The sequence below is a fragment of the Mesorhizobium sp. CA15 genome (genome assembly GCF_020165215.1).
GTDB lineage: Bacteria > Pseudomonadota > Alphaproteobacteria > Rhizobiales > Rhizobiaceae > Mesorhizobium.
The window spans coordinates 12,528-26,265 of the sequence record NZ_JAIUHQ010000019.1; the positions used below are offsets into that span (position 1 = coordinate 12,528).

Genomic DNA, 13,738 nt, shown 5'->3' on the forward strand with positions numbered 1-13,738 from the left:
CAAGCGGATACGATATGCGCGGGGCTGCCTGGTGGATATCTGAAAAGCCCGGAATTCCGCCATTTCGTGGCTTTTCGCCGTGTCCCCGGCACGGCTGCAAAGCGTGCTTCGAGGACGAAAAGGCGGCTAAAAAGACGCTTCCGGGCCGCTGTCCGGCGGCGTTGACAGGGCACCGCGCCAATGGCACTCGGCAACCACTGGTCACGCCATGACCGTTGCTGTTGGGGACGGACGGGGTTTCAGCAGCTTGGCGGCGGCGCCGGACGGGCGGGCACCTTCGAGGTGTACCGCCCGCTCCTGGCCAGCCTCAATTTTCAAGCCGGATGTCGCGGGACCAAGCCGGAGCGTCACCGCCCCGATTCAACGCTTGACCGACAACGGCACCGCGGCCGCCAGTTCCCGGCGCCTGTCTGGCATCGGCCTCAAATATCGCCCAACCAGGCCTACCGACGGCATCGGCGCGTGATCGGATCGGATCTCAGAACGTAAAGTCCGAGGATGGCACTGCGGCCGTCACCGCCGAAAGCCTGTCACGCCCTCCCTTTATGTTGCACCGCGTTAGATTTGTTGCATTGCGATATGAGCCCGCAGGCGCAAGTCTTCCCCAAGGCGGGATACGAACGAGCTTGCGAGGTTCGTATTCGTGTCAGCATCAGCGCAGGATTTCCGGCCCGACATAGAAGGGTTGCGGGCGGTGGCCGTGGCGGGCGTCATCGCCTACCATTTCGGCCTGACCGCGCTGCCCGGCGGCTTTGCCGGGGTCGACATCTTCTTCGTCATCTCGGGCTATCTGATCACCCGCCATCTGGTCACCGAGATTTCCGGCACCGGCCGGCTCGACCTTCTGCGTTTCTACGCCCGGCGCGCGCGGCGTCTGCTGCCGGCGGCGCTTTTCGTCATCGTCGCCACACTTGCCGCCGGCGCGGTCATCCTGTCGCCGGAAGAACAGGCGCTCTATTCCAAGGGCGCCATGTTCGCCTCGGCCTATATGATCAATCTGTGGCTGATCCGCTGGTCGTTCGGCTATTTCGCCAATGACGCCGCGAGCAACCCGTTCATCCATTACTGGTCGCTGTCGGTCGAGGAACAATTCTACCTCGCCTGGCCGGCGCTGCTGATGCTGGCCGCCTGGCTGAAGCCGGGCAAACGCTCGATCATCATTGCAATCGCCGCGGCCGGCCTGGTCTCCTTTGTCCTCTGCGCCTGGCTGACGATCGTATCGCCACCCTGGGCGTTCTACTTTTCGCCGCTGCGCGCATGGGAATTTGCCGCCGGCGGCCTCGCATCGATGGTGCCGGCGCGGCTGTTGCAGGAGCGTCCGCGGCTGGGGCGGGCGTTGAGCCTGGCCGGACTGGCGATGATCGGGGTCGCTTATCTCACCTTCAGCGAGGACGCTCCCTTCCCCGGCTTTCTGGCGCTTCTGCCGGTGGCCGGCACTGTCCTTCTGCTCAAGGCGGGAGCGGCCGGCGTCAGGGACGGCACTCCTCGTTTGCGCAATTCCGAACGGAACTGCGTGAACGCCGCCCTGGCGCTGCCGCCTTTGCAATGGATCGGCAGGCTCTCCTATTCGCTCTATCTCTGGCATTGGCCGGTCATCGTCTATGCCGGCATGCTGGCGCCGGAGCTGACGCCTGCCGAGCGGCTCTATTGCCTTGCGCTGACACTCGCGCTGTCCATCCTCAGTTACCACCTCATCGAGAACCCGATCCGTCGCAGCGGCTGGCTGATGGCCAATGCGGCGCGGGCGCTGGTGCCGGCCCTCCTCCTGACCGGCACCGGCGTCGCAGCCGCTTATGGCAATGCCAGGCTCGCCGCGCATGATCTCGACCCGCGGCAGCGCATCATCGCCGCGAGCGCCGCCGAACCCTCCACGGCCCGCGCCAAAGCAGGCTGCGTGCTGGACTACGAGACGGTCACGCCGATCCCTTGTGTGTTCGGCGACGGCGGGCGCACCATAGCCCTGTTCGGCGACTCCCACGCCGACCACTGGTCGACGCCGCTGATCGAGGCGGGCCGGAAAAACGGCTACCGGGTGATGACCTGGCTGAAAAACTCCTGCCGCGCCTCGCGCATCAGCGTCTGGTCGTCCGAGCTGAAGCGCGCCTACGCAGAATGCGACCGCTGGCGCGAGCAGGCGATCAAGGAGATCATCCGCGCAAAGCCAGCGCTGGTGGTCATATCGGAACTGGCGCTGAGCAGCGGGCGCAAGATGGCGGGGCGCGACGGCGACACGGACGGTCAGGACGCCGACTGGCGGGCCGGCCTGCGCTCCACGCTCACCAGTCTGAGCCAGGCCGGCCTCAAGGTCGCCTTCATCCGCGACGTGCCATTCAACAACGCGAATGTCGACACCTGCGTGGCGCGGGCGCTTTGGCGGAACGAAACGCCCTCGCGCTGCGACCAGACGCGGGCCTATGCCGCCAACGACAAGATGGCGGCGGTGGAGCGCGATATTGTGGACAGCATCCCCAACGCTGCTTACGTCGACCTCACCGACCGCTTCTGCAGCGCCACCATTTGCCACGTCTTCATCGACGGCAAGCTCGCCTTCCGCGACCGGCACCATATGGCGACACCCTTCGCGAAATCGCTGGAGCCGGACGTGGAGAAGAGGGTGATTTCCAAAGTGGGAAGGTGATGCTGCCAATTTCCCCCTTGTGGGCTACGGCATGCACACATTTCGAAGCGGCTGGTCTTTGGCGATAGGATGCATGGCAGCTTGGCGCATGCATTGCCTTGTGTAGCGCTGGTCGACCCCCACTCCGTCTCGGCTTCGCCGAGCCACCTCTCCCCGATCGACGGGGTAGAGGAAAGGCGCCAAGCTTTTTGCCGTCAACGCCCGTCCAGCAACGCTCCCTTCATTTCCCTCCGGAGGGGGGAAAGGTGGCGCTGCGAAGCAGCGACGGATTGGGGGAACCACCTGGCAATCAAGCCTCGGCCTGAGCAGTCGCGCCAGTCACAGAGGTTGTGTGCGTAGCGTAGTCGTTGTGGGGAGAGATCAGCAGCTCATGCCCCCTCACCCCACCACAACGACAAAATGCTTCGTCACCGGCTCGAGGATCTTCCACGTCCCTTTGAAATCGGCCTCGACCACGAAAGCATCGCCAGGGCCGACCTCGACCGGCTCGCCGCCGTCGGGCGTGATGATGATGCGGCCGGCGATCATGTGGACGAATTCATAATCGGTGTAGGTGGCGTGATAGGTGCCGGGCGAAGCGCGCCAGGTGCCGGACATCACCTTGCCGTCCCCGGTGGTGTGCTGCACGGCCGTCTGCATGGTCGGCCTACCCTCCACGACGATCCAGCCCGGCAGGTCGCCGGCCTCGGCATGCTCGACGGCGCCGAATTTGAGAATGGTCTGCTTGGTCATGGGAGCTCCTGCGGTTGAGATTTACGTCAGGTGTGGCATAGCCGATGGCGCCAAGGTGCGCGAGTGATGCTGCGACATCGCGCGACGCGCTATTCCCGCTGGTCCGTGCGTCCTTGCGGGGGAGCGAGCGTTTTCCCGCATTTGCGAACGGGCTCGTCCCCGAGACAGGGGCCGCGCATTTTCCTCGGAACACCGGCCCCGTCGAAACCGTTTATCTCTCGAAGGGGCGTCCTGCAACTCAAGGAGGCAGCGATGAAAAAGCTTCTGCTTGCTTCGATGATCGCCATCGCCTCGGCGTTCGCGATCGCGCCGGCCAGCGCCGGCAGCGTGCAACTCGGTATCGGCGTCGGTCCAGGCTATGACGACGACTATTACGGCGGATACTACCCTCACCGCTATTACCGGCATGTCTACGATGATGACGACTACTATGTCCCGGATCGTGAACGTTATGTGGTCCGCTATCATAGCCGGTATTATGGCGATAATTGCCGGGTCAGGATCGTGAAGCACTGGCGCCATCACCACCGCGTCATCGAAAAAATCCGCATCTGCGAGCGCTGACCGAGCGGTGCCCATGATTGGCTGATCTCCTACTCGCGAGGGAGATGGCCGCCCGCCCATCCCCAGGGATGGGCGGGCGAATATTAGCGATTTGGAACATAACCTGCCTCCGGCGCGTTTATGGGGTGATCAACTCCAGGGAGGAGGTAGTCATGAAAACGCTCCTGCTCGCCTCCGTTATAGCCATTGCGTCGGCATTCGCCGTGATCGGCCCGGCCAATGCCGGACGCCTAGAATTCGGGATCGGCATCGGGGACGGTTATTACGACGACTATTACAACGATTACGGGCCATATTACGGTGACGACTATTACAGTGACCCCTACATGTACCGGCCGTATTACCACCAGTATTATAGCTACAGGCCGCATTACTATCGGAATTACTATCTCCGGCATCACAGGCGCTGCCAAGTCGAATATGTGAGACACTGGCGTCATCACCACCGGGTCTACGAGGCGATCCGCGTCTGCAGGTATTGAATCTCGCTGGCAACGAGGGGCTGGCTTGTTAGCCGTTTTTGCGACCTATCCTCGAAGGTGACCACGCGCTGCGAATATTAGCGATCGGGAACATACGCTTGCAGCGACCGTTTATTTGGTAATCGGCCTTCAGGAGGAGGTTGCCATGAGAAAACTCTTACTTGCTTCGGCGATTGCCATCGCCTCCGCCGCAGCCACGGTCGCGCCTGCGGATGCACAGTTCTTCGGGCCGTTCGGCGGCTTCAGCCCGTTCTTCGGTGTCCCGTTCTACGGCGGCGGCCCGTTCTACGATTACGGCGGCCGCTATTACGGGCCGCGCTACTACGATGACTACTATCCCGGCTACGTGGTCCGCTATCCGCACTACCGGTACCATCGGTATTACAGGCACTACTACATCTATCCCCATCGGTACCACCACAGGCATCATCACCGGCAACATCACAGGCATCACCACGGGTATTATTACCGGTATTAGCGGGCCGGCGGACTGATCTCCCTCCTTGTGGGGGGAGATCAGTCGGCGCCTTGCAAATTCCCGGCAAAATGCCATCTAATTCTCCGGCATCCACGGAGAACATCCTTGACGCAGCGAAGCGGCAGCGCCGACCTGCCGCTGCATGGCGGGCGGGTTCCGAAATGGCTGGGCGATCGGATGACGAAGCTCGGCGCAGTGCTGTGCGAGGCGATCGTCCATCATTACGGCCGCGATGAGCTTTTGCGGCGTCTGGCGCATCCCTTCTGGTTCCAGTCCTTCGGCGCCGTGATGGGCATGGACTGGCATTCGTCCGGCATTACCACCTCGGTCATCGGCGCGCTGAAACGCGGGCTTAACCCGCTCAGCAATGAGCTCGGCATCCATGTCTGCGGCGGGCGCGGCGCGCATTCGCGCAAGACGCCCGGCGAGTTGCTGGCGATCGGCGAGCGCGTCGGGCTGGACGGCGAGGCTCTGGCCACCGCCAGCCGGCTCGTCGCCAAGGTGGACAGCGCCGCCGTGCAGGACGGCTACGACCTCTACCTGCACGGCTTCATCGTCACCGATGACGGGCGCTGGGTGGTGGTGCAGCAAGGCATGAACGGCGATGCTCGCCAAGCACGCCGCTACCATTGGCTGTCGGAGGGGCTCAAAAGCTTCGACGACCAGCCGCATGCGGCGATCGAAGGCGAGCGCCAGGGCGAGATCGTCAACCTGACCGACCGTCGCGCCGAGAAAGCCCGCGGCGGCCAGATCGCGCTGCTCAAGACGATGAGCCCGGAAAAGATCCTGACCGAGCTGGCCGCGCTGGAACCGCGGTCGGAGCCTGAACCGACCGCGCAGCTGCTGCTGCCCAACCTCGTCATGCCGGCGCATCACGATGTGCGCGAAAGCGACGTCGTCATGCGCCGCTTGCATGGCAACATCGCCTCGGCCATCGAAAGCGGCCCGAAGGATTTTCCTGAATTGCTGCTGGTCCCCGGCGTCGGCCCGCGCACGGTGCGGGCTCTGGCCATGGTGTCGGAAGTGGTGCACGGCGCGCCCTATCGCTTCTCCGACCCGGCCCGCTTCTCCCTCGCCCATGGCGGCAAGGACCGCCACCCCTTCCCCGTGCCGCTGAAGGTCTATGACGAGACGATCACCGTGCTGAAATCGGCGGTGGGCAAGGCCAAGCTCGGAAGAACCGAAGAGTTGGAGGCGCTGAGGCGGCTGGACGGCGAGTCACGCCGGATGGAGTGGTATGTGACGGGGCCGAGCTTGAAGGAGATCGTCGCCGGCGAGATGGACCAGTCGCATTTGCTGGGAGGGCGGAGTGTGTTCGGGTGGGAGAGGGAGCCGGAGGGTGGCGAGGAGCCAACCTCCAAAACGCACACCGGACTCCGCAAATAACGTTGAAGGTCAGCACCTCTGCAAGTTCACGTCAGCAATCTCACATGGTGATTCACTTTGCTTTGCCAAGCTCTTGATTTGGCCGCGTCCATCTCGCCCCCTACCCAACCTTCCTCCCCATCATCCCGTAATGCACCCCCAGCAGGTCCAGCCCCACCTTCAGCAGCTTCACCACCACATCGCGGCCGTCGCCGCTGCGTTCGGCGATGGCTTTCACGGACTGGCCTTCGAGGCAGATCTTTCGCACCACTTCCGCCACATCCCAATGGGCCAGCGCAGCGGCAGCGTGGGCATACGCCCGGCCGGCTGACAGCACCCGGTCAGGGACGCCGCCGCCGATCCGGCCGCTATCGACTCGCTCGCTCCAGGATTGCGGCTGCAGGCCTTCGCGCTGGCTGCGCTCGAAATCGTCGCGAAAACGCCCTCCTGCCTCGCGCTGCTGGCGGCTGAGCGAGGTGATGCCGGTGAGCGGATCGACATTGCGCAGGCGCACGACGCCGCCGGTGGAGGTGTAGCCGCCGTTCGACACCTCGTAGACGCGGCGCGCCTCCGCCGTGCCCGGGGTGAGCCGTTGGCGGCCGAAGGCGTCCGTTTTAAGCGCGAAGTCGTGACCGACCTCGCGGCGGATGCGCACCTGCTCTGCCTCGCCCTTGGGGAGTTTTGGCGGCTGCGGTTTTTTGGCGGATTTGCGGGGCATGGTGCGGTCCTTGGGTTGGAATTCTAGAGATGTTGGCGCGAGGCACCCCTCATCCGACTCGGCGCAGAGCGCCGAGCCACCTTCTCCCACAAGGGGAGAAGGGAGAGCCTGCGCCCTCACATCACCTGCCGCGATGGCCGTGAAACCTTGCATGGTGATGGGCGCAGTAGGAGCGCGTGGCCGAGGTCGGCAGGCCGCAGCAGAGCATGTCCGATCCCAGGCGCGTGCCGACGGGATCGGCTTCCGCATCCTCGCGTAGCGCAAGATCGAGCGGCGCGCGGCAGCGGCCGAACAGGCAGTCGAGAAAGCGCATGGCCGCGACATGCGGCTGGCGGCCAGGGTTCACCGGAGGCGGCGGCGCCGGGAGCTTGTATAGATGCGCTTCGGATTTTTCGCGGGTGCCAGGAGCGAGCCAGGCAGGCGGAAGCGTGCGCGCGGGTTTGCGGGCGTTGGACTTTTTGGGCTGGGGCGGAATGCGGGCAGTGACGACATTCGCTTGCGTGACGGTTCCATCGACGGACAGGTCTGCGGGACAGCACTCCCCTCTGTCCTGCCCGTCCTCCGCAGCAGCTGCGCTGCAGCTGCGGAGGGTGGACCGGACATCTCCCCCGCGAGGGGGGAGATTGGCTGTGGCAGCGTCGGTGTCTTCCACTTGCCGCGCAAGCGCAGCCGGCTCGGAGAGCGTCACGCCTCCGGCCGCCGCCCTGCCCCGCCTGCCCGGACGATCCGGCCGGGCGTGCTTCCTCGGCCTGCCGCCGGCGCGGCCGCCTTTGGGATTGGCGAAGCCGATGGCGCTCAGACCGGCGTTGCGGTGGACGATGCCGATGATGGCGTTGCGCGAGACCGGGCTGCCGCGCAGCGCGCTGAAGCGGCCGGCGATGCGCGAGGCCGACAGCCCTTCCTTCAGCAAAGCGGCGATCTCGTCGATTTCCTTCTCGGTGTAGGCGGCTGCCATCTGCTCATTCCGTTGATTGCGAAGCGCTTGGGGCGAAGCGCCAGGCTTCAGGCCAGGCGCCAGGGTTCGGCCGCGAGGCCGTTTGGTGGTCAGGTCAGCGAAGGCGTTGAAGGTCAGGCGGCGCCGGCAGCGTTGTCTTGGCGCAATTCCGGACGGAAAACCGCTTCGCACTTTTCCTGGAATTGCTCTGGCGCCGCGCCGGTCAGTCGGAGAAGAGCGGCCTCGGCCGCAGCCCGCGTCAGGCCCGACACCGCGCGGCCCGTCTTCCGGTCGAACAGGATGACGGTGCCGTCCTCTGTGCGGATGCAGCTTATGCCCGAATTGGGGGCCGGAGCCGGGGGAGGAACGGCTCCGGCCGTTCCGGTGAACCGGGGTGCGGGCGGTTCAGCCGGATCCGGGGCGAGCGCCCCGGAATGCGCCCGGACCGGGGAGGAGGACGGTCCGGACGATTGGAATTCGACAGGCGATTCGAACGGGAAAGACGGTTCGAATTGGAAAGGCAACGCGTTCATGCCGCCTCCTTTTGCGTGGCGGCGAACGCGTCGATGCTCCGCCAGGAATCGATAAGCCCTGAGATGCTCGTCGGCGGCACCGGAATCATCGGCTGTGCGGAAATGCTTGCGGGATGTTCATTCATGCGCTAAGCGTACGTTATGTACGAAATACGCGCAAGCGAAATCGTACACTTTGGACGATAATTTTCAGGCATTTTGTACGATGATGGATTCTCGGCACAGATTGCAGCAGGCGCGGGCCCAGGCCGGCTATGCCTCGCCCAGCGATGCGGCGCGGGCCTTGCGCGACATCAACAAGAACACGCTGATCAGCCACGAGAACGGCAACCGGCCGCTGTCGCGCAAGGCGGCGGAGAAGTACGGCCGGCTGTTCGGCGTCGATCCCGGCTGGCTCTTGTTCAACGGGGATGGCGCAGAGGCGGCGCCGGTCAATTTCGCCCCCTCGCCCGTCACCATCGATGTGCCGATCGTGTCGTGGATCAGCGCCGGCGAGCTCGGCAGCCAGGACAGCGTCGTCAATCTCTCCGACTATCCGACCATCCCCACCGCCGACCTCGAGGAAGGCGAGTGGATCGCGCTGCGCGTCGACGGGCCGTCGATGAACAAGATCTCGCCGCCGGATTCGATCATCTTCGTCAACCTGCGCGACAAGCGGCTGGTGACCAATGGCTGCTACGTGATTTCAGACGAGACGGGACGCGCCACCTACAAGCGCTGGCGCCCGAACGACAACCCGCCCTTCCAGCCGGCATCCTACCTCGACATTCCGCCGCCGGAGCTGGAGGGGGCGATCACGATCATCGGACGGGTGAAGCGGTCGATGATCGATATGTGAGGGGATAGGCCGGTGTCGTCCGGCAAAGGTCACGATCCTCCGCCCCTTTTGTCCTTCTGTCCTTCTGTCCAACCAGGCCAAGCGCATAAATTCAGCCCTTGCAATTTTTGCTTGCATTGAGGAACAAAAAGAGAACTATATAAGCGTCCGTCGCAGCAGCCGTGGTAACTCCGGGGGGAGGATCAACAATGTCATGCCGCATCGCCGCGTTTTTGCGCGTGCTTGTTGGTGAGGTTTTGCGCGGGCCGCTGATAGTCCTGGCGGGGATGCTGGTGCTTGTCGGGCTGACCGAGCCAGCGCTCGCTGTTGTCAAGGACCCTGCCCTTTGTTTTGGCGACGAAAAAAGCGCCGGCGATGCCAAAGTCGCAGCCGACCGCCGCATAGCAGCCTGCAGCGTGATTGCCGAGGACGTCACGGGGGCATCCCCTTTGCGCGCCAAGGCTTATTTCTTCAGGGCCATGGCCTTGGACGACGAGCAAGACTGGGATGGCGCGATCGCCGATTATGGCGAGGTGATCGCGCTCGATCCCAAGCAGACTTCGGCCTATTTCAATCGCGGCACCGACTGGTCCAACAAGGGGGACGACGACCGGGCGATCGCGGACTTCAACATGGCGATCAGCCTGGAGCCGTCCGACAGCCAAGCCTATTCCAGCCGGGGCTCGGCCTTCCTGCACAAGGGTAAGGTTGACGCGGCCATCCTCGACTTCCAGCAGGCGATCGAGGCTGATCCGGGAAACGGCAGGGCGCATGCCGAACTCGGCTCCGCCTTGGCCGCGACGGGCGAGCAGGAAAAGGCGATCGCCGCATATGACGAGGCGATCCGGATCGATCCGACGGACGTGACCGCCTTGGTCAACCGCGGCATCGCCCACGCTGCCAAGGGCGGATTCGACCGTGCTATTGCCGATTACGACACTGCGCTGGGCATCGACCCCAGGAGCGCCGACGCCTATGCCAAACGCGGCGCTGCTTGGGCCAACAAGAAGGAGTGGGTTCGCGCGATCGCCGACGCCAACAAGGCGATCGAGCTCGATGCTGGAAACGTCGACGGCTATTACTACCGAGCCGTCGCCTGGGCGGGCAAAGGCAACGACGAACGCGCCATTGCCGATTTCGGCCAGGTGATCGCACTTGATCCGAACGATGCCGGAGCCTGGTTCGCCCGTTCGCTGATACGAGCCCGGCGCGGCGACGCTGCCGGCGCGGCGGCCGATTGCAGGAAGGCCATCGCGCTCAAGCCGGAGAAGGCCGGTGATTGTGATGCGGGACCCGCCGACGCCGAGATGCCTGCGGTGGAAACGGCGTCCAAACCGGATCTTTCCGCTTTGACCAAGCAGTTGGAGGCCACTGGCAGGCAGATCCGTTCCAAAGATGCTGCCGCGCAAATCCAGGATGCATTGAAGCAGCAGGTCTCCGGCGACGTGCCGGGCGCGATCGCTTCCTTCGGCTATGCCATATCACTCGATCCCGACAACGCCGAGGCCTATTACGACCGGGCGGTCGCCGCGGCCTCGCAAGGAGACGATGCCCTTGCGGCGAGCGACTGCCGGCGCGCCGTCGAACTGGACCCGAAACGTGCCGACGCGTGCGCCGCGCTCATGGCCCAAACCGTTCCGGTCGCCACCACACAGGACCAGGCTGCCCAGGATCAGGCCGCCGCCAGGATATTGGTCGAACGCGCAGGAGCGCGTCTGGCAAAATATGGCGTCGACGGCGCACTGCTCGATTTCGACAAGGCGATCAGCTTCGATCCCAAAAATGCCGACGCTTATCTCGGCCGCAGCCGCGCCAGGACGCTCAAGGGCGACCAGGCCGGCGCGGCGGCGGATTGCCGGCGCGCCGTCGAACTGGATCGCGCACGGTCGGGAAGCTGCGACCAGCAGGCTGCCGGTGATGAGGGCAAAGCTGCGCCGGCGGCAGACCTGGAGCAGCCAAGACCGGCGATCGTCAGTCCGAAGTCTGCGACCGCGGCTTTTGGCATGCCACCGGTCGTGCTGAATTTCGCCGCCACGGACGACCTTGCCGAGAAGTCTATCGAGGCGAGAGACCCGCATGAAGTGGAACTGATCCTGGGCGGCGACGCCTGGCTGGACATGGGCCAATATGATGAAGCGATCGGCGCCTATAATGGGGCTATCGCGCTCGATCCCGACAACCGGTTCGCCTATTTCGGCCTGGGCAACGCGGCTGTGAACAAACGCGCCTACGCCCAAGCGATTGCCGATTACGACACGGCCATTAAACTCGCCCCTTCTTTTACCACGGCCTATCTTCGCCGGGGTCTTGTGAAGATAATGTTGGGTGACGTGGACGGCGGGCTCGCCGACTGCAACAGAGCCGCCAAACTGGACCCGAAGGCGCGCGAAGCTCACTACTGCAAAGGCTTGGCCTGGCAGGCAAAGGGCGACGCCGGGCGCGCCATCGCCGCCTATTCGGTCGCCATCGGGATCGATGCCAAGGATGACGCCAGTTACTATGGGCGCGGCATGGCGCGCGCCGGACGGCAAGACTATGACGGCGCCATCGCCGACTTCGACCAAGCGCTCCGGCTCGACCCCGGCAATTCGGATTATGCCGCCAGCCGCAGGGCGGCTTTGGAGGCCGGCGGAGAGGCGCCCGAGCCTGCCGGCGACGCCTCCAAAGCGTATGGCTCCGATGTCGCGGTGGTTATTGAACATGCCGACCAGCTAACCAAGCAGCACAAATTCGCTCGGGCGCTTGTCGAATACGGCAGGGCCATCGAGCTCGCCCCGGACGATGCCCTTGCTTATTATCACCGGGGGATGGCCAAGGCGCAGTCCGGCGACAACGACGGATGCAGGCAGGATTACGAAAGGGCCGCCCAGCTCGATCCCAACAATGCCGACATCGTCGCCACGTTGGCCGCTACGGTGGCGGCCAAAGGTGAAACGGAGCGCGCTATTGACGGCTACACGAAGGCCATAACGCTGAAGCCGGGCGATGCGTTCTTCTATTCATTACGCGGCGACACCTTCAAAGATATCGGCGACTATGATCGCGCCGTCGCGGACTATGAACAAGTGATCAAGCTTGACCCCGACCGCGACGATATCGGCGGCCGGCGCGCGGAAGCAGTCGCCGCGAAAGCCGAGCAACAGGCGATCCTGCAAGCCAATCGAAATATGTCGGACACAGAAATTGCGCTGGCCGCCTTCACTGCGGGAAGCGACTGGTTCGCGAAAGGTGACAACAACCGCGCCTCCGCCGACTACAATTTAGCCGTCAAGCTCGCTCCCGAAAACGTGGTCGGCTATTTCGGCCGCGGCAATTTGTGGTTCCGCCTGCAGAAATACGATCGGGCTATGGCCGACTACAACAAGGCCGTGCAGTTCGATCCGAGCTTGGCCAATGCCTATGTCCGCCGCGGCCTGACATGGATGAAGAAGGGCAATTTCGATCTGGCCATCGCCGATTGCGAACGGGCGATGGGCATCGACGCGAAGTCGCGCGATGCGTATTTTTGTAGAGCCCTCACCTTTGAGACCAAGGGCGATCCCGAGAAAGCCATTGCCGACTATGGCCGGGCGATCAATCTCAAGCCGCAGGACGCCCCATGTATGTGGCGCGCGGCAAGCTTTTGGCGGACAAGAAGGACTACGGTCGCGCCATCGCCGATTTCGACAAAGCACTCGGCCTGCAGCCAGGCAATGCCGACGCCCGCAAGGGCCGCAAGCTGGCACTGGCCGCGAAGGCAAAGACGTCAGGCAAGATCGAGAGCGGAGCGGCGACCTCGGCAGGCAGCATTCCATCCGCAGCCAGGGCGGCTTTCAACGAGGCTCAGGTGCTGGACAACAAAAACGACTATGACGGCGCCATCGCGCAGTACGGCAAAGCGATTGCGCTGTTTCCCGCCTTCCGGGACGCCTATGTAGCGCGCGCCATCCTTTGGGAGACGAAGGGCGATTATGCCCACGCCATCGCCGATTACAGCCAGGCTATAGCCATCGACCCAGACATCGGCGACACCTACAGCGATCGCGGCCGCGTCCTCAGCTACCAGGGAGACTATGACGGAGCATCGGCGGACTACGAAAACGCCGTCCGCCTCGATCCAACGAACGCAAGGATCTATGCCGGTCGGGGCGCGTTCCGCATGAAGCTCCATGAAGACACAGGAGCACTCAGCGATTTCGAGACGGTGCTTAGACTCGATCGCAACAATGTTTTCGGTTACTCGGGCCGCGGCACGATCCGCGCCCGCAAAGCGGACTATGACGGCGCGATCGCCGACCTCAACCAAGCGATCAAGTTAAGGCCAAATTTCGCTGCGGCGTACAAATCGCGAAGCGCGGTGTGGGAAGCCAAGGGCAATCGCAAGCGTGCGGAAGCCGACCGCAAGAAGGCGCTAAGTCTCGGGGCAGAGTGAGCAGGGTGTCGGAGCACAGGCGGATGTCACCTTGGAAATGGTTGCAAGTGGCGGCGGTCGTCCCCG

Annotated in this window: 12 protein-coding genes and 1 pseudogene; 8 read left to right on the forward strand and 5 right to left on the reverse strand. The window is 63.9% G+C overall.

Annotated features, from left to right (window positions below; all coding sequences use genetic code 11):
- Nucleotides 1–643: 643 nt before the first annotated feature.
- Entirely contained in the window at nucleotides 644–2,638 is a 1,995-nt protein-coding gene (locus tag LB515_RS23970) for an acyltransferase family protein (RefSeq protein ID WP_224709174.1), read from the forward strand.
- 378 nt (nucleotides 2,639–3,016) lie between these two features.
- Here the strand turns inward: LB515_RS23970 and LB515_RS23975 are convergent, their stop codons facing one another.
- Nucleotides 3,017–3,370 (reverse strand): cupin domain-containing protein, encoded by a 354-nt coding sequence (locus tag LB515_RS23975; protein WP_095768304.1) that lies wholly within the window; start codon nucleotides 3,368–3,370, stop codon nucleotides 3,017–3,019.
- A gap of 252 nt (nucleotides 3,371–3,622) precedes the next feature.
- Here LB515_RS23975 and LB515_RS23980 point away from each other — a divergent pair, with 252 nt between their 5' ends.
- From LB515_RS23980 to LB515_RS23995, 4 genes are all read left to right on the forward strand, one after another.
- Nucleotides 3,623–3,934: a hypothetical protein gene (locus LB515_RS23980; protein ID WP_095768303.1), complete on the forward strand. Its 312-nt coding sequence runs from the start codon at nucleotides 3,623–3,625 to the stop codon at nucleotides 3,932–3,934.
- Between the two features lie 152 nt (nucleotides 3,935–4,086).
- Nucleotides 4,087–4,416, forward strand: coding sequence for a hypothetical protein (locus LB515_RS23985; RefSeq protein WP_095768479.1), 330 nt, complete (start codon nucleotides 4,087–4,089; stop codon nucleotides 4,414–4,416).
- Nucleotides 4,417–4,561: 145 nt separating this feature from the next.
- A complete protein-coding gene (locus LB515_RS23990) occupies nucleotides 4,562–4,894 on the forward strand; it encodes a hypothetical protein (RefSeq protein WP_224709175.1) in 333 nt (110 codons plus the stop codon).
- Between the two features lie 105 nt (nucleotides 4,895–4,999).
- Nucleotides 5,000–6,280 carry a DUF763 domain-containing protein gene (locus tag LB515_RS23995; RefSeq protein ID WP_224709176.1) on the forward strand — a complete coding sequence of 427 codons (1,281 nt, stop codon included), beginning with the start codon at nucleotides 5,000–5,002 and terminating at the stop codon, nucleotides 6,278–6,280.
- 100 nt (nucleotides 6,281–6,380) lie between these two features.
- Here the strand turns inward: LB515_RS23995 and LB515_RS24000 are convergent, their stop codons facing one another.
- From LB515_RS24000 to LB515_RS24010, 3 genes are all read right to left on the reverse strand, one after another.
- A complete protein-coding gene (locus LB515_RS24000) occupies nucleotides 6,381–6,977 on the reverse strand; it encodes a DUF6456 domain-containing protein (RefSeq protein ID WP_224709177.1) in 597 nt (198 codons plus the stop codon).
- A 121-nt stretch (nucleotides 6,978–7,098) separates the two neighbouring features.
- Nucleotides 7,099–7,932: a GcrA cell cycle regulator gene (locus LB515_RS24005; RefSeq protein ID WP_224709178.1), complete on the reverse strand. Its 834-nt coding sequence runs from the start codon at nucleotides 7,930–7,932 to the stop codon at nucleotides 7,099–7,101.
- A 113-nt stretch (nucleotides 7,933–8,045) separates the two neighbouring features.
- The gene (locus tag LB515_RS24010; protein WP_141245380.1) at nucleotides 8,046–8,444 is read right to left on the reverse strand and encodes a hypothetical protein; all 399 of its coding nucleotides are present in this window, start codon (nucleotides 8,442–8,444) and stop codon (nucleotides 8,046–8,048) included.
- A 205-nt stretch (nucleotides 8,445–8,649) separates the two neighbouring features.
- On the opposite strand from LB515_RS24010, the gene LB515_RS24015 reads away from it, so the two are divergent.
- On the forward strand, nucleotides 8,650–9,282 hold the full coding sequence (locus LB515_RS24015; protein ID WP_095768299.1) for a helix-turn-helix transcriptional regulator: 633 nt from the start codon (nucleotides 8,650–8,652) through the stop codon (nucleotides 9,280–9,282).
- Between the two features lie 191 nt (nucleotides 9,283–9,473).
- On the opposite strand, the gene LB515_RS24020 is transcribed toward LB515_RS24015, so the two are convergent.
- Entirely contained in the window at nucleotides 9,474–9,761 is a 288-nt protein-coding gene (locus tag LB515_RS24020; RefSeq protein ID WP_224709215.1) for a hypothetical protein, read from the reverse strand.
- Between LB515_RS24020 and LB515_RS24025 the strand changes: the two are divergent.
- A pseudogene (locus LB515_RS24025) lies at nucleotides 9,741–12,842 on the forward strand (tetratricopeptide repeat protein); the annotation flags it as partial. The gene LB515_RS24020 and the pseudogene LB515_RS24025 overlap by 21 nt on opposite strands.
- 17 nt (nucleotides 12,843–12,859) lie before the next feature.
- On the forward strand, nucleotides 12,860–13,672 hold the full coding sequence (locus LB515_RS24030; RefSeq protein WP_224709179.1) for a tetratricopeptide repeat protein: 813 nt from the start codon (nucleotides 12,860–12,862) through the stop codon (nucleotides 13,670–13,672).
- Nucleotides 13,673–13,738: the final 66 nt, after the last annotated feature.